15 protein-coding genes are annotated in these 15,786 nt (G+C 40.5%); 3 read left to right on the top strand and 12 right to left on the bottom strand.

What is annotated here, in order from left to right; genetic code table 11:
• The first annotated feature begins 61 nt into the window (after window positions 1-61).
• A complete protein-coding gene (locus ABRT01_RS09260; RefSeq protein WP_269410577.1) occupies window positions 62-313 on the top strand; it encodes a hypothetical protein in 252 nt (83 codons plus the stop codon).
• A gap of 232 nt (window positions 314-545) precedes the next feature.
• Here ABRT01_RS09260 and ABRT01_RS09255 read toward each other — a convergent pair whose 3' ends face one another.
• From ABRT01_RS09255 to ABRT01_RS09235, 5 genes are all read right to left on the bottom strand, one after another.
• On the bottom strand, window positions 546-914 hold the full coding sequence (locus tag ABRT01_RS09255; RefSeq protein WP_269410578.1) for a DUF423 domain-containing protein: 369 nt from the start codon (window positions 912-914) through the stop codon (window positions 546-548).
• Between the two features lie 51 nt (window positions 915-965).
• Window positions 966-1,259 carry a YwdI family protein gene (locus ABRT01_RS09250; RefSeq protein WP_367746873.1) on the bottom strand — a complete coding sequence of 98 codons (294 nt, stop codon included), beginning with the start codon at window positions 1,257-1,259 and terminating at the stop codon, window positions 966-968.
• A 195-nt stretch (window positions 1,260-1,454) separates the two neighbouring features.
• Window positions 1,455-1,604 carry a hypothetical protein gene (locus ABRT01_RS09245; RefSeq protein ID WP_269410580.1) on the bottom strand — a complete coding sequence of 50 codons (150 nt, stop codon included), beginning with the start codon at window positions 1,602-1,604 and terminating at the stop codon, window positions 1,455-1,457.
• Window positions 1,605-2,014: 410 nt separating this feature from the next.
• Entirely contained in the window at window positions 2,015-2,311 is a 297-nt protein-coding gene (locus tag ABRT01_RS09240; protein WP_269410582.1) for a phasin family protein, read from the bottom strand.
• A gap of 11 nt (window positions 2,312-2,322) precedes the next feature.
• Window positions 2,323-3,966, bottom strand: a complete 1,644-nt coding sequence (locus ABRT01_RS09235; RefSeq protein WP_269410583.1) for an ABC1 kinase family protein — start codon at window positions 3,964-3,966, stop codon at window positions 2,323-2,325.
• A 243-nt stretch (window positions 3,967-4,209) separates the two neighbouring features.
• Here ABRT01_RS09235 and ABRT01_RS09230 point away from each other — a divergent pair, with 243 nt between their 5' ends.
• A complete protein-coding gene (locus ABRT01_RS09230; protein ID WP_269410584.1) occupies window positions 4,210-5,553 on the top strand; it encodes a YjiH family protein in 1,344 nt (447 codons plus the stop codon).
• 79 nt (window positions 5,554-5,632) lie between these two features.
• On the opposite strand, the gene ABRT01_RS09225 is transcribed toward ABRT01_RS09230, so the two are convergent.
• The 3 genes from ABRT01_RS09225 to ku all read right to left on the bottom strand — a co-directional run bounded on the left by ABRT01_RS09225 (window position 5,633) and on the right by ku (window position 8,568).
• Window positions 5,633-6,457 carry a sugar nucleotide-binding protein gene (locus tag ABRT01_RS09225; protein WP_269410585.1) on the bottom strand — a complete coding sequence of 275 codons (825 nt, stop codon included), beginning with the start codon at window positions 6,455-6,457 and terminating at the stop codon, window positions 5,633-5,635.
• A gap of 40 nt (window positions 6,458-6,497) precedes the next feature.
• Entirely contained in the window at window positions 6,498-7,508 is a 1,011-nt protein-coding gene (locus ABRT01_RS09220; RefSeq protein WP_269410586.1) for an acyltransferase family protein, read from the bottom strand.
• A 208-nt stretch (window positions 7,509-7,716) separates the two neighbouring features.
• Window positions 7,717-8,568 carry a non-homologous end joining protein Ku gene (ku, locus tag ABRT01_RS09215; RefSeq protein WP_269410587.1) on the bottom strand — a complete coding sequence of 284 codons (852 nt, stop codon included), beginning with the start codon at window positions 8,566-8,568 and terminating at the stop codon, window positions 7,717-7,719.
• 134 nt (window positions 8,569-8,702) lie between these two features.
• On the opposite strand from ku, the gene ABRT01_RS09210 reads away from it, so the two are divergent.
• On the top strand, window positions 8,703-10,520 hold the full coding sequence (locus ABRT01_RS09210; RefSeq protein WP_367746872.1) for a DNA ligase D: 1,818 nt from the start codon (window positions 8,703-8,705) through the stop codon (window positions 10,518-10,520).
• 197 nt (window positions 10,521-10,717) lie between these two features.
• On the opposite strand, the gene ABRT01_RS09205 is transcribed toward ABRT01_RS09210, so the two are convergent.
• The 4 genes from ABRT01_RS09205 to ABRT01_RS09190 form a co-directional block, all read right to left on the bottom strand.
• Entirely contained in the window at window positions 10,718-12,112 is a 1,395-nt protein-coding gene (locus tag ABRT01_RS09205) for an L-cystine transporter (RefSeq protein ID WP_269410589.1), read from the bottom strand.
• A gap of 367 nt (window positions 12,113-12,479) precedes the next feature.
• On the bottom strand, window positions 12,480-12,920 hold the full coding sequence (locus ABRT01_RS09200; RefSeq protein ID WP_269410590.1) for an OsmC family protein: 441 nt from the start codon (window positions 12,918-12,920) through the stop codon (window positions 12,480-12,482).
• Window positions 12,921-12,959: 39 nt separating this feature from the next.
• Window positions 12,960-13,319, bottom strand: a complete 360-nt coding sequence (locus ABRT01_RS09195) for a DUF488 domain-containing protein (RefSeq protein ID WP_269410591.1) — start codon at window positions 13,317-13,319, stop codon at window positions 12,960-12,962.
• A 316-nt stretch (window positions 13,320-13,635) separates the two neighbouring features.
• Window positions 13,636-15,360: a phospho-sugar mutase gene (locus ABRT01_RS09190; protein ID WP_269410592.1), complete on the bottom strand. Its 1,725-nt coding sequence runs from the start codon at window positions 15,358-15,360 to the stop codon at window positions 13,636-13,638.
• Window positions 15,361-15,786: the final 426 nt, after the last annotated feature.

Genomic DNA, 15,786 nt, shown 5'->3' with positions numbered 1-15,786 from the left:
TTCCTTCTTAAACATTACCATTCCTGTGAAGATTGTGTTTGCCGAAAAGGAGCGTACATCTATGCGACATCCATATGAAAAATTTATGAAGATGGAATTATTCGCCATTATCGGGGCGATTATTGTCGGGATTATCGCTCTTATCAAAGGCTTTGTTTTAGTCGTCATCCTTGCCCTTTATATGGTGTCCTTTAGTATGTTTAGTGGCGCAATAGTGGAATGGAACACACGTCAAACACAACAAGCAGGTAAACATCTGTTGCAGGCGGCAATGTTATTTATTTTCACGACCTATATGATTTTCCATTTATAAAGGATGTTCAAAAAGTCCGGTAAAAATGACGTGCCCCTTCAAAAGGGGTATGCCGACGTTGGGCGCAAAGCCCGTTTTTAGTCGGCCTTCCTTTGAAGAAGTTCGTTGGCTTGCTTTTCCGCTCCTCATGTATCTTCTATGTACACTCCGGTGCTCAAAGCTACGCCGCCTAGAACTTCTCGGTCCTTTTTATCCCTCCTTTTTGAACACACATTTATAAAAAGTATATCCTTTACAAATATTTCATGACAGCATACCCTAGCAAAATCCAGCCGATTAAAAATGCTACACCACCGAGCGGGGTAATCATGGCAAATGTTTTAATTCCGGATGTGGAATAAATATACAGGCTCCCCGAAAACAGGACAATCCCAATAAAGAACAGCCATCCAGCCCAAAGCATACCGCCAGTCTGAATTTTACTCATCAAAAGGCCGGTCACGAGCAAGGCCATGGTGTGAAACATTTCATAATGAACAGCCTTCTCCCATATACCCAGGGACTTTTCCGTAACTTTCCCCTCTAGCCCGTGCGCTCCAAAAGCACCTAAAGCCACTGCCAAAAAACCATTAAGCGCACCAAGCGCCAAAAATAATTTCATCTCCGTTCATCCCTTCATGAAAAATAGGTATCGAGTGAAATATGTGAAAACCTAAAAGTCAAAAATTGATTCCCCATTCGCACCATCATCATCAAACTCCGATTGTTTTCCTAATTGCCCATTACGTGGTGAGTCATACGTTTTTCCCATCATTGCCTTCATTTCATTTGCTGTAATATCATTGGTCGTTGCAGTTGGTTCATCTGTATTCTCAAGAAGAAGCTCACATAATAGTTTCACATTTTTGATGTGCTCGATCATCTTTTTATGGCTTGTTTGTTTTTCCCTTGCTTGTTGAGCTTCCCTGATGATTCGCTGAAGCACCGTTTGATCCGTTACTGACATCGTCTAACCGCTCCTTATTTGAACTTTCTACAGTATAACACGTGAAAGGGTATCTATGTAAAATCACGGATTAAGGTGGTATGTGCCAAATTAGTTGAGTATCCTTACTAACTAGTTGATCATTTGCGGTATTTCAGTAGCCCAGGTTTCGTGCGCGTACAAAAAGCCTTAGTTCTGTTCCAAGGCTTTGGCGTTCTAACTGAAGATAGTTTTTTCTTTTTCCTTCTGCTGCTCTTCTTTTGTATAGCGGTCAAAAACCCATTGCAGAAACTTGATTTCACGTTTTTGCAATGGCCTGCCAAGCTTCTCTTGCGTATCCTTACATACCTGCGAAAAACTTCCCATGATATTGACCCTCCCAAAAAAATGACAGTCAAAATACTCTCTATATTGTATCCTTATTCTAGTCATATATCAATCTGACCAAATATGTGTTTTTTGTGCATCTTTAAGGCTATGCTTATTGCTTTATAACATCTATCTTATTGTTTACTTCCAAAATCTTTCTGGTATTTTACATGCCGGATTTGACTTTTTCGTGCATCAGAAAAAAAGCTAATCGATCGAGTTTGGCTTGAAATCGATCGAGTTTGGCTTGAAATCGATCGAGTTTGGCTTGAAATCGATCGAGTTTGGCTTGAAATCGATCGAGTTTGGCTTGAAATCGATCGAGTTTGGCTTGAAATCGATCGAGTTTGGCTTGAAAGGCCCCCTTTTACAGGGGGCCTTTCAATGAACAAGTTTATTTCTTTAACTTATTTACCTATTTTTTCTTCCAGGTCATTGATTCTTGAACGTAGTACCTCCATATCTTCTTTGGTTGCAATGCCTAAGTCTTTGAGCATTTTTTCAGTCTGGTTTTGTTGCTTGGTACTCCATTCGCTTTTTTTGGATTCGCCTTTTTCAATAAAATTGTTCATTACAGTACGTGCCTGTTCCTGAGTTAACTCATTTTTATCAACCAGATCTTTCAATTTCTCTTCCAATTTCTCCTTGCCACTCACAGCTGCACCCAATCCCAACAAAAATCCTTTACGTAATAAGTCTCCCATGATATGACCTCCTATTTGTTTGATTGTATCATTTGATAATGTCGTAAAAACAACAAATTCAGGATAAAGAAAAAGATAACCAGAACAATCACGCATCCGATTAGCAAGAACGACATTCTCATTTGATAAGCATAAATACCTGTCAAACCACTACCTGCAACCATAATAAATGATATGACTTCAAGGAGCAAATAGAACTGATGCAGTAATCGATTATACTGTTTCTTCTTTTGCCATTTTCTATCCTTTTCCCCTCTTTCCAAGAAATCTAACATCGCTTTAGGAAAAGAGATGACTGGCTTTAGTGCATCTTTGGCAATTTCCTTATATACTGATTCGATAAAGGTCTTGCCACCAAACCACTCCTTTATCAATGGCTTGGCCCATTTTCCCAGATCGATTTGTGGGTAAATGCCAAATAATATACCAAGCACAATTGATACGGCCCGACCTAAATAAGCATAATCGGCCGAAAGCTGGATGGGCTGTTCCCGAATGAAAATACGAATATCATCCTTGATTTGTTCCATTACCTGGTTATCCATATTATTAAACGAGCCGTTTTCATACATTTCAATTGTCTGCTTAAACATTTTGATAAGGGAGTTACGGTCGGCATTTGGCAGGAGAAATTTCATCTCATCCAGTGCTGTTAATATCTTGTCATAATCATCGACAATTATCCCTTGAATGAGGCGTTTAAATAATTGGGTATCCTGTTTGCGAATTTCACCAATCATTCCAAAGTCAATAATGACAATGGTTCCGTCTTCCTGAATCAGAATATTCCCTGCATGTGGATCCGCATGAAAATAGCCAGGGTTAAAAAATTGATCGAAATAAAAATCAAATAAAGTTTTCGCGGTCTCCCTAATATTAATCTCATGTTCATGCATGAAATCGACATCGACTATTTTGGCACCTTTCACCCATTCCATGACGAGAATTTTATCGGTACACAACTCATCATAATAATCCGGAATATGTATGGATGGAAACCCTTCATAACGTTCCTTGAAATATTTCGCAAAATCAAGTTCCTGCCTAAAATGCAATTCCCGCTCCATGACAAAAATTAATTCGCGGTACAAGGTATGCAAGTCGGTCTTTTTTCCAAGCCTGGTAAACACGCGCATCAGCCAAAACACAATTTTTAATGCTTTAAAATCCATATGAAACGTTTCTTTCACATGACGCCTGCGGATTTTAATAGCGACAAGCGTGCCATCAAGCAGCCTCCCTTGATACACTTGCCCGATGGATGCGGATGCGATCGGTTTTTCCAGTATTTCACTAAAATGGTCGTCAATACTGCCTCCCCATTCCTGCTCCATGACGTGTTTTGCATAAGAAAAGGATACAGGTGGAACGCGATCAACCAGACCCGTTAATTCCTTGATGAACACATCTGGCATCAGGTCAGCCCTTGTACTTAAAAATTGCCCAACCTTGATTAATACGCCGCCAAGCTTCACCGCTTTGATCCGGTATTCTTTGGCTATTTTGCTTAGTAATTCATTCCATTTTTGCCATGTTCGATCATCCCAGATTCGATGCCTAACATGAAAAAGGTATATTTGGATGATAAACTTTATTGTCATCCAAACGATAACCGTACAACGATAGATAACATTGTATTTTAGTGGCTTTTGCACGATTAGCACCTCAACTTACTATACCCGCAATTGTAAGCGCCTTAAACTTGTTTTCACGCATTATCGGGCTGTAATACCAAGTTTCACTGTATAGCATATTCATCTCTTATATTTATACTCGCTTTTAAAAAAATTAAATTTAGGGCTGGATTATTTTGATCTTTAACGGTAGAATGGTGAATAAGTAAAGAAATTATATTTATTTCGTTATTAATGTATAAAAATACGCAAAGGGGAATAATTATGCATGAAAAATATAGACTTATAGATCATCTGAAATTTATCATTCCGTCATGCATCGGTGTTTTTCTATTTATGATACCTATCCCAAGCAGTGATGGACTAACTATTCCTATTGCCGTTTTGGCCAATTGGGTAGAGAATTTGCTGGTTGATCAGCTTTCAGCTATTATGATGATCATTATTATCATTACAGCTATCATGACGGTACTTGCCAAAATCAGACCAGAAACATTCACCAAATCACCATTCTTTCAAAATCTGTTCCATGTCAGCAATTTTTGGGCCGTAACGCGCGTGTTAGCTGCCATATTTGCCGTGATGGTGTTTTTCCATTTGGGAACAGAAGCCATCTATAGTGAGGATACCGGGCAAATGCTCCTTGGTGACTTATTACACGTATTGTTTGCTGTCTTTTTGTTTGCCGGATTATTTTTGCCTTTGCTGACGAACTTTGGGCTGCTTGATTTATTTGGTACACTAATGACAAAAATTATGCGGCCATTGTTCCGTTTACCGGGTCGGGCATCAATTGATTCACTGGCGTCATGGGTAGGCGATGGAACGATCGGTGTACTGTTGACAAGTAAACAGTATGAAGATGGGTACTATACCAAGCGTGAAGCAGCCGTTATTGGTACAACTTTTTCCGTTGTTTCGATTACCTTCACGTTGGTAGTCATTGGTCAAGTGGGACTTGAAAATATGTTTGTTCCTTTTTATTTAACAGTACTCATAGCGGGCCTCGTTGCTGCCATCATTATGCCGCGCATTCCGCCGTTATCGAGAAAAGCGGACACTTACATTAATGAAACGACAGAAGATATCGAGGAACAAACTCCCGAAGGATATAACAGTCTCACATTTGGCTATAAAAAGGCATTAGAACAAGCCAAAAAGCAGTCCAGCCTTACAAAATTTCTCAAAGAAGGCGTGCAAAACATCCTGGATATGTGGATGGGAGTTGCCCCAATCGTTATGACGTTTGGCTTGGTTGCCCTGGTTATTGCGGAGTACACCCCGTTCTTCCAGTGGTTGGGTGTACCATTTATTCCACTACTTGAGCTGTTGCAAATACCATCTGCAGCCGAAGCTTCGGAAACGATATTAATCGGGTTTGCCGATATGTTTCTTCCGTCCATTGTAGGCTCATCGATTGAATCGGACATGACCAGGTTCATCGTTGCGGCACTATCCGTTACCCAGCTAATCTACATGTCCGAAGTTGGCGGGCTGCTGCTGGGAACCAAAATACCGGTCTCCTTTGTCGACTTATTTGTCATTTTTATACTAAGAACTATCATTACGTTGCCGGTCATTACTTTAATAGCACATTTTCTTTTTTAGACAGAAATTGGATATAAAACAAAAGAGGCTGCCTCCTGAATGAAGGGATCAGCCTCTTTATTATTTAGCTGGAAAATGGTCAATTATTTACAGCTAAAGCATGCTTTATTTTCTGAACAATTAACGAGGTGTTTTTTGGTAACTCTTGATCTACGTGTTCATCTTCACTGGCCTTTTCCACTAGTTCATCATCATAGCCCAGCTGTTTTGCCACTGCTTTCATAAACTCATAGATACTGCTTATTTTAGCCGGGCCGACATGATACACGCCGGTTAGGTCATTATGGGCCATTTCATTAATAACCATTGTGACATCGTCAATATGCACAAAGGAGCGAATCAGATCGTCACGAAAGCCAATTGGTTTTCCCGCGCGCAAATGGTAGGCCAAGCGATCTGTTTGTTCATCCAATTTACCAATAACATTTTCTCCATAAATTGGACCCGCTCGTAAAATCACAGCATTCGTCAGTTCATTCGTAATTAAATGTTCCGCCTTTACCTTCCCATTTACATAGTTATGAAATTTATGGTCATCAGGTAAAGTGGATATTGGATCATCTTCCACGTATGGACCTTTGCCATCAGAAAAAACTAAATCGGATGACAAATATACCAATTTTATCTGCGGCGTCAGATGCGTAATCAAGTGCATAAGACCTTGATCGGTTAACTCGTTCTCATTTGGCCCGCTCATCACTGCCCATACCACCACATCCGGGGTCTCCTCCTTAAAAAAGCGGGAGAATGATTCCGGTTCGTTGACATTCAACTTATAGAGTCCGTCAAGCATGGCTGGTTCCTGTAAATATGTTCCGATCACTTCATCCGTTTCCGATTCCTTTAATTGTTTATAAACAGATACACCCAAATAACCATTAGCTCCGAAAACACATATTTTCATTTTTGCCACCTTCTATAAATTGGATTTAGAGGTTGTTCTGCTAGCTGTGCTCTGTTTTCCTACTTGCCTGACTAAAGACACCTCTTATAGATGATAATTTCCCCTCAATGACCGGTTGTGAAACCACCTGAATTGGTTTGCTTGACAATAGAAGGACGATAACTGCCGCAATGACGGCCAATCCAGCCAAATCCAAAATATTATCGACCTTAAACAAATCATAATGCCGGAATACTTGAATAAAGAATCCATGCAGGAGATACACATATAACGTTCTTGTTCCCAAATGGGTGAGCATATTTTTATTTTTCGGAACCCAGGCTAAAACGCTCATCGCCATTAGCGCCGAAGTGATATAAACAAGCAGACGCGCAACACCACCGAAATCCGGCATATCAAGATCACTATACGATTTGGAAGCCAATAGCCAGCCAGAGTTTATTTCAGGCGCAAAATAAATTGCTCCGGCAACCGACACCATGACGATTACCGAGATAATTCTTGCCGCTTTCGTCTTTAACAGCATGACATGTTCTTCTTTCAGCCAATAACCAATCAGGAAGAACGGAAAGAACACAAAGGTACGTGATAAACTAAATGTTTGACCAATCTCACCGAAATACCCAACAAGCAAGCCAATTTCAACAGCAATAGCCATACCTAATACGGGCGGTATCTTTTTAAACCAGTACAACAGCATATGCCAGCTGAATAGACTGAACAAAAACCACAGTGACCACTGCGGATCAAACAGACCGTTTTGCCAGCTGTCTTTGCCAATAATGAAATAAAAAATCGTATAAACCATCTGAAATATTAAATATGGTAATAGCAATTTTTTTGCTAGTTTTAGAACATAGTCTTTTTTGCCCGACCCTTTTGCAAAAAACCCGGATAAGAAGATAAATGCAGGCATATGAAATGTATAAATCCACATGTATAGCGTGTTAATTTTCTGCGAGTCGTCTGCAAATGGTTGAAGCATGTGACCAAACACCACTAAAAAAATTAATGCTAGTCTGGCATTATCAAAAAACGCATTTCTTTCCATGAAGCTCATCCTTTTTAAAAAAAGTATGTTGTTTAATTTCTAGTTTACCCGTTTTCACACGGAAATACCTCCATAACGGCCTATTTTCATCAGGATGTTAAAGCTGTGTAATTGAACTGAAATGAAGATATCACGATGTAATAATTTCTATAAAAATGCCATACTTTTGGTCAGCGTTGTTTGGGTGCCCCGACACCCAAACAACTGACTACTTCGCCACCTTTTTCTTTTGAGTTGTTGCTTTTTTCTTTCGTTTTGGTTGTGCCGGTTTGGGTTTGTCCTTTTTGGCACGATCCAGTGACGCCTGCAGTGCATCCATCAGGTTGGTCACATTATCTGGAGTCGGTTGTTTTTCACCCGTTGCTACTACATGATCCTTATTATTTTTCTTATCCTCAATTAAATCAAGCAAAGCGGTTCGGTAGTCATCTTTATACTTTTCCGGATCAAATTCGGTTGACAATTGTTCAATCAGCATTTTCGCTGTATCCAGTTCTTTTTCGGTTGTCTCTACCTGCTCAGGCACATTTGGCACGTCCTGTACTTGCCGAACCTCATCAGGATAATGAATGGTTTCGACAACCAATGTATTTTGATAAACCCGAATACAAGCAAGCTGCTCCTTAGAGCGGATAATCATTTTGGCGACACCAATTTTACCTGTATCCTGTAATGCCGCTCTCAGCAGGGCATAGGATTTACTACCGCCTTCATTAGGTGACAAATAATAGCTCTTTTCAAAGTAAATCGGGTCAATTTCCTCTAATTGGACGAAATCAACAATTTCCACCGCTTTATCCGCTTGTTCTTTCTTCAAAGCGGCCAATTCCTCATCGTCCAGGACAACAAATTTATTTTTGGCATATTCATAGGCTTTTACAATTTCATCATTTTCTACTTTTCGGTCACATACAGGACAAACGCGTTCATATTTGATTGGTGTCTGGCATTCTTTATGAAGCTGCCTAAGCTTGACATCTTTGTTTTCCGTAGCGGCATGCATTTTAACCGGAATATTCACCAAACCAAAACTAATAGTCCCCTTCCACATCGTATGCATGAAACATACCTCCTTTTTTTACATGAAATGTCTCTGTTTTAGTGTTCCGTTCTTGTTTCACTTTATCCTTTATGGGTAATTATCTTCTCTTGAGCCATATTATAAAGTGATTACTAAAAGGAGGTGTTTTAGTAATGGAAATCATGAAGCCAATTGCCAGCACAACCATACCGACCGGCGCTGAGTGGGTATATGAGGTGAAATATGATGGTTTTCGTTGTTTGCTTTCCTGGGAGAAGGATCAGGCGACATTAACAAGTAAAAACAATAAAGATTTAACTTCCTTGTTCCCTGAAATTGTAAATTTTTGCAATGTCCACCAGAAAAGGGTTGAACACTTGCTACCCGTTCAATTAGATGGCGAGTTAACTGTATTGAATCATACGTACCAGGCTAATTTCTCATGGATGCATACGCGCGGCAGAATAAAAACGGCATCGACAATCCACCAAGCGGCAAGGAAACGGCCGGCAACATTACTGGCATTTGACATGTTGCAGGTAAACGGTATCGATTTAATGACTAAATCATTCCAGCAACGCAAAGAACAATTAAAAGATTTTTTTATTGCAGGCGGCTGGGATTTTGATATTTCTCCATTAAATCGGATTAGTTACGTGCCCTGTCTGCAGGATGCAACCGAACTTTGGAATCGTATTTTTACATATAAGGCGGAAGGGATCATTGCCAAACGGAAAAATAGCGACTACACAGGTGGAAAAAACCATCGCGACTGGTTAAAAGTGAAGAATTGGCGCACCATCCAATGTGTTCTTACCCATTACGATCCGAAAAATGATTATTTTACCGCCGTTGTTTGGAATGGTCATGATTGGCAGGAAGTCGGCAAATGCAAACATGGGCTTGGTCAGGAACCAAAAGCGACGTTAAAGCAATTATTTGCCACCAAAGGGGAAAAAGTTGAAACTGGTTACCTGCTCCCACCAGCTATTTGTGCAGAAATCCATACCCTTGATTTACTGGAGCAAGAAATCCGCGAACCCGAGTTTGCCAAGCTGTTGGTTAACACCCTTGCTACAGACTGTACAGCAGAAAAATTAGCACTGGACATAGCCATGCTACCTGAAGAACTGGATTTAACCAAACCGGATAAACTGTTATGGCCGAATGCAAATTTCACAAAAGGCGATCTGCTTGTTTATTTAAGAGAAATATCACCCTATATGCTGCCATTTTTGCAAGATCATGTACTCACATTAATTCGTTGTCCGGACGGCGTGGATGGGGAATCATTTTTCCAAAAACACCTACCCGATTATGCCCCCTCCTATATTGACAGTATCATGGCAGAAAACGAACGGTTGATGATCTGTAATAACTTGAAGACACTTGTCTGGTTCGGTAATCATGGCGCATTGGAATACCATATTCCTTTTCAACGGTCTAAAAGCGCAACCCCTTCTGAAATTGTATTCGACCTTGACCCACCAGACCGAGAGCGTTTTTCACTTGCTGTTTTTGCAGCTCAATTATTAAAACAAATAGTTGATGATCTAGAAATTGTTCCCTTTGTAAAAACATCAGGTAATAAAGGATTACAAGTGCATATCCCTATTCCGGAAAATAGCATGACTTATGATGAAACAGCTATTTTTACGCAAGCGATTGCCCGGACGCTGGAGCAGGAATATCCACAGTATTTTACAACCGAGCGAATGAAGAAAAATCGTCATGAACGCCTGTATCTTGACTATATGCAGCACGGTCGGGATAAAACGATCATTGCCCCTTATTCACCAAGGAAAATTACGGAAGGAACAGTTGCCACGCCACTTTTTTGGGAGGAACTCAAGGAGGATTTATCACCGGTTGAATTTACAATTGCCAATGCAGTTGATCGTGTAAAATCACTTGGCGACCCATTTACCGGTTATTTTATTGTGAAGGAACGGCAGAATTTAGATCCGGTGAAACAATTAATTGAAGAATGATGGTTTAAAAATATCATGGAAAATGCTCGATATTTCCCGGGAAATGTCGAGGAAATATAACGTGTTAGATTCCGATTGTACAGTGAGGTGAACTGATAGCGGCAGCAAGTTGACTATCAACCGGTATGCCTGGGATATCAGCCCAAATCATTAAACTATCACAAAATGGCCGCTTCCTCTCAGAAGCGGCCATTTCCTTAAATAGCTATATCTTTTTCAATTGCTGTTTTATCATTAAATGTTTTTAGATTTAATTTTCCCAGAATACGTGAAGTCAGTGTTCCTGATAATATCGAGTCATTGACGTTTAGTGCAGTACGGCCCATATCGATCAGTGCTTCAATGGAAATTAACAACCCAGCGAGTCCGACTGGCAACCCCATCGAAGAAAGCACGATGATAGCTGCAAATGTTGCACCGCCGCCAACACCGGCTACACCAAACGAACTGATGCCAACAATTAAGACCAGCTTGGCAATGAATCCGAATGTAAATGGATCAATGCCGGCAGATGGTGCAATCATGATCGCCAGCATCGCCGGGTATAAACCTGCACAACCATTTTGACCAATGGTGGCACCAAATGATGCGGACATGTTAGCAATACCTTCATGTACACCAAGCGAATTTTTTTGCGCATTGATATTTAATGGGATTGATCCCGCGCTTGAACGCGACGTGAATGCAAACGTCAGCACAGGCAAAACTTTTTTCAAATACATCATCGGGCTTAAACCAAAGACCCCGACCAGGATTAAGTGAATAATAAACATCGTAATAATCGCTACATACGACGCGATGACAAATTTACCAAGCTCAAGTATTCCAGCAAAATCAGTGCTGGCAACCGTATTCGCCATCAACGCTAAAATGCCAAATGGCGTCAAACGCAAAATCAAAGTGACAATCCGCATGACAACAGCATATAGCGAATTAATGATTTTTGTAAAGATCTCAGCCTGCTCGGGATTCTTTCTTCTTACCCCTAGTACCGCTATGCCAACGATAAGTGAAAAGATAACAACGGCAATTACCGATGTTGAGCGTTGTTGGGTCATATCCAGAAAGATATTTGATGGAATAAAGTCTAAAATCTTCTCTGGTGTCGATGTCTCCTCAACTTCACCCACTGTTTGCTCCATCTCACTACTGCGTTCCATTTCTGCTTGACCAGCATCAATTTGATCAGCATTCAAATGAAACAATGCCGCACTGCCAATTCCGACAAGTGCCGCAACCATTGCCGTAACCACGAGAATTCCAATAATCCATGCAGACATTTTCCCTAATTCTGATGATTTCTCCAGATTGATGATCGATTGGATAATCGATACCATCACAAGTGGTACAACAATCATCATAAGCAAATTGATATAACCGCTGCCGACAATATTATACCATTCAGTTGTCTGGGTTAATATATCTGAATCTGCGCCATAAATAACCTGCAATACAGCGCCGAGCACAATGCCAACGCCCAGCCCCGTGAATACGCGTTTTGTAAATGAAAAGTGTTTCTTCTGCATCCAAATAAGAAGACCGATAATTGCTAGTAAAACCGCAATATTTACGATAATTAAAAATGCATTCACGGTTTTTCCCCCCTGTCATGTTAATCGGAATGATATAAGATAATCCCGATAATGTTAGTATGCTTTAATACTATACAGGGAGATACAACTATGTGTCAAGAGAAAAGAAAATGGGCGATTTAATAACAAAAACACCGGAGCTAACGTGATCTTTCCTGTTAACCACAAATGAAAACTTTAAAGCTGTAACGACCAAGCCATAGGGGATAAATTAAAATTTCAAGCCACATTGTTCCAACCAGGTGATTTTAATCAAAAGGCAACCAGACAACATCATCTGGCTGCCCAAATTCAACTTTTACGGCGTTTTTCATTCATTATACGGCGATTCCCAAATTTCGCGTACTTTTATGGCAGTTTTGCATTCCTACCCAATTGTTGGTTCCAATTCAATCTCCACATTACCGCGTATAGCCCGGGAAATCATACAGCTTTTTTCCGCCTTTTCCACAAGTGTTTTTAACTTTTCCTTTTCTTCGGTAGTTGCACTGCTTTTTAAAGTTACAGTTGGTTTATGGATGATTTTTTTATACGTAATGACACCCTTCCTTACTTCGACAATTCCTTCCGATTCATGGTCCATATTTTGTAGTGGCAACCCGGCACGTTCGATCATTGCTGCCAGTGTAATAATATAGCATGTTGCAGCAGCCCCCAGAAGCATTTCATCCGGGTTTGTACCAATGCCTGGACCGTCCATTTCCGGCGGGATTGAAATCTTCGTTTGTAAGTTGCCAGCTTTGATAAATCCTTCACTGTTTCGCCCACCTGGCCAGTCCGCCTGTAAATGAAAATGATGTTCAGTCATTTGCTCACCTTCGTTCCTAAATTTTTCTTTTGGTTAAAATTATTGTTGTTCCAATATTTCCTTTAACACATTTGCTTGATTATGTGTTTCATCTTTTGCAGAAAATAACAATGTTACATGTCCATTATTTTCTTTCGTTATTTTTTTTAGCTTTTCTAATTCCTCATGCTGTGATCCTTCAGCCAACTCATCTTTATACTTTTGCTTAAACGCTGGATACTTGCCCGGATCATGGCCAAACCATTTTCTGAGTTCATTGGATGGCCCTACGTCTTTGATCCAATAATCAAGTTTCGCCTTTTCCTTTGACATACCTCTGGGCCATACCCGATCAACAAGTATCCGTATACCGTCGTCTTGTTCTGCCTCTTCATAGATTCGTTTGATTGCGATTGCCAATGCCAGGTCCCTCCTTATTCTATTCAGCTTTAGTGACATGGGATCGCTCTTGCATCAATCATATCGCTTAAAAAAGAACTTAAACAGTAAAAAGGCTTCTGTCCATCGTAATAACAAAAGCCTTTTGCTCATACTTTTCTATAATTTAAATTGACCCACTAGTTCAAGGAAGCAGGTGAACCCTATATTTATATCGACATAGAAGTGGGTTTATGAAGCAAAAAGCAACAGATGTAATTTTCCGTTAAATGAATAATTATAATTACCAGGTCTAGATAAAGTAAGCCCCCTACCTTCAAACGATAGAGGGCTCTCGTTAGTTCCGCTTCATTATAGCTTCCATCTCTTGTTGCAATGCAGCCAATTTTTCCGCACTTGCTTCACTGGATTTTTCGCAAACACCATAGTAGCATTTTATTTTCGGTTCTGTTCCTGATGGCCTAAAACATACCCAACTGTCATGTTCCAACAAATACTTGACTACATTTTCTTTTGGTAACGTGATTTGTTCTACCTTGTTTCCGTCATTTAGCAATGTCCGCTCACTGGTGAGATAATCTTCCACTTGCAACACCTTCAGACCACCAATTTTCGATAGCGGGGTGGTACGAACTTCTTCCATCATTGCCTCGATTCGTGCGGCCCCTTCTTTACCTTTCAACGTCAGTGATGTCATGCCTTCCCGATAATACCCATATTTTTCATATAACACGTCTAATGCATCAAGTAATGTCTTCCCTTGCTTTTTCCAGTAATACGCCAATTCACTGGCCATTACCGCGGCTTGTACGGCATCTTTATCCCGGACAATCCCGGAGATTAAATAACCATAGCTCTCTTCAAAACCGAAGATAAATGTCTCCTCTGTTGTATCATACTGGCGAATCTTTTCCCCAATATATTTAAACCCGGTTAATGTATCAATCGTTTTGACATCGTGGTCGCTGGCGATTGCCCTGCCAAGTTCAGTAGTGACAATGGTTTTAATCATCCGGGCATGCCTTAAATCCGAACGATTACTTTGCGTCAAAATATAATCTAATATAAGTGAACCGAGCTGATTTCCCGTTAACACTGTGTATGTTTCATTTGCATCTTTTACCGCGACACCAAGGCGATCCGCATCTGGATCCGTACCGATTAAAATGTCTGCGTCGACCTGTTCCCCATCAGCCATTGCCATCGTAAATGCCTGATGCTCTTCAGGATTTGGAGAAGCAACGGTAGAAAATTCCGGATCTGGTTTTGCCTGTTCTTCAACGACATGGACATTTGGGAAATTTAATTGCTTCAACCCTTTTAACACTAGATCATAGGCTGTCCCATGCAACGGCGTAAAAACAATGGATAAATCCTTATATGCCTGTTTTTCGTCATCAGGTAACCTTGAGATTTGCTTTAACTGATCCAGATAGGCCTGATCAATCTCATCACCTATCCAATGTAATAGTTCATGTTCCTCCAATTGCTTTTGATCAAGAACTGGAACGGTCAGCTCATTTTCCGTTTGGTTGATAAACGTAATAATCTTGTCTGCTTCTTCCGGAATGACCTGTCCGCCATCATCGTTATATACCTTGAACCCGTTATATTCAGGTGGATTATGACTGGCTGTAATCATGACCCCGGCACAGGCTCCCAAATGTCTGACCGCAAATGATAATAATGGCGTCGGGTGTAAAGAGGCAAATACGTACGCTTTGATCCCATAAGCTCCCAACACTTTAGCCGTTTCCAAAGCAAATTCCTGTGACATATGCCGGGAATCGTAGGAGATAGCCACTCCCCGTTGATCAGCATTTGTAAATGTTGCTTGTAAATAATTAGCTAGTCCATTTACCGCTTTACGAACGGTATAAATATTCATCCGGTTGATTCCTGCCCCTAAAACCCCGCGCATTCCGCCTGTACCAAAGGTTAACTCCTTATAAAAAGCGTCCTCAGCCTGATCATGTTCCATTTCGAGTACCTCTGCTTTTAGTACTGGTTCCAGACCCTCAAATGACTGCCACTTGTTAAAAACAATTTCCCATTGCTTCATTGCAGCATCTCCTTTACCCTTTTTAATGGGCCATTATCCTATTTCAAACGATTAGCCGACCCACCAGTCTATTTGTTCAAATTTTAGCATACTATTAAACGGAATTCTATTTGCGGAAGAGCTTTATTTGTTTAATTTCTATTATTTCCGGAAATAATAAGAAAGTGTCTCTTTCTATTTTATTCATTTGAAGATAAAATAATACTATATTGGAGGATGTTCAAAATTTCGTCCTCCTTTTTATTAGAAGTGCGTGTTCAACAGGAGGATAAAAAGGACCGAGAAGTTCTAGGCGGCGTAGCTTTGAGCACCGGAGTGTACATAAAAGGTACATGAGGAGCGGAAAAGCAAGCCAACGAGCTTCTTCAAAGGAAGGCCGACTAAAAACGGGCTTGCGCTCAGGCGTCGGCATACCCCTTTTGCAGG

This window comes from Lentibacillus sp. L22, from assembly GCF_040812445.1.
Classification (GTDB): Bacteria; Bacillota; Bacilli; order Bacillales; family Amphibacillaceae; genus Lentibacillus_C; species Lentibacillus_C daqui.
The sequence above is the reverse complement of the archived record's forward strand: the minus strand, read 5'-3'. Positions and strand labels throughout refer to the sequence as shown.

Coding starts and splice junctions, on each gene's coding strand:
- ABRT01_RS09260 (WP_269410577.1), top strand. CDS start 62: ATGCGACATCCATATGAAAAATTTATGAAGATGGAATTATTCGCCATT.
- ABRT01_RS09255 (WP_269410578.1), bottom strand. CDS start 914: ATGAAATTATTTTTGGCGCTTGGTGCGCTTAATGGTTTTTTGGCAGTG.
- ABRT01_RS09250 (WP_367746873.1), bottom strand. CDS start 1,259: ATGTCAGTAACGGATCAAACGGTGCTTCAGCGAATCATCAGGGAAGCT.
- ABRT01_RS09245 (WP_269410580.1), bottom strand. CDS start 1,604: ATGGGAAGTTTTTCGCAGGTATGTAAGGATACGCAAGAGAAGCTTGGC.
- ABRT01_RS09240 (WP_269410582.1), bottom strand. CDS start 2,311: ATGGGAGACTTATTACGTAAAGGATTTTTGTTGGGATTGGGTGCAGCT.
- ABRT01_RS09230 (WP_269410584.1), top strand. CDS start 4,210: ATGCATGAAAAATATAGACTTATAGATCATCTGAAATTTATCATTCCG.
- ABRT01_RS09225 (WP_269410585.1), bottom strand. CDS start 6,457: ATGAAAATATGTGTTTTCGGAGCTAATGGTTATTTGGGTGTATCTGTT.
- ABRT01_RS09220 (WP_269410586.1), bottom strand. CDS start 7,508: ATGGAAAGAAATGCGTTTTTTGATAATGCCAGACTAGCATTAATTTTT.
- ku (WP_269410587.1), bottom strand. CDS start 8,568: ATGCATACGATGTGGAAGGGGACTATTAGTTTTGGTTTGGTGAATATT.
- ABRT01_RS09210 (WP_367746872.1), top strand. CDS start 8,703: ATGGAAATCATGAAGCCAATTGCCAGCACAACCATACCGACCGGCGCT.
- ABRT01_RS09200 (WP_269410590.1), bottom strand. CDS start 12,920: ATGACTGAACATCATTTTCATTTACAGGCGGACTGGCCAGGTGGGCGA.
- ABRT01_RS09190 (WP_269410592.1), bottom strand. CDS start 15,360: ATGAAGCAATGGGAAATTGTTTTTAACAAGTGGCAGTCATTTGAGGGT.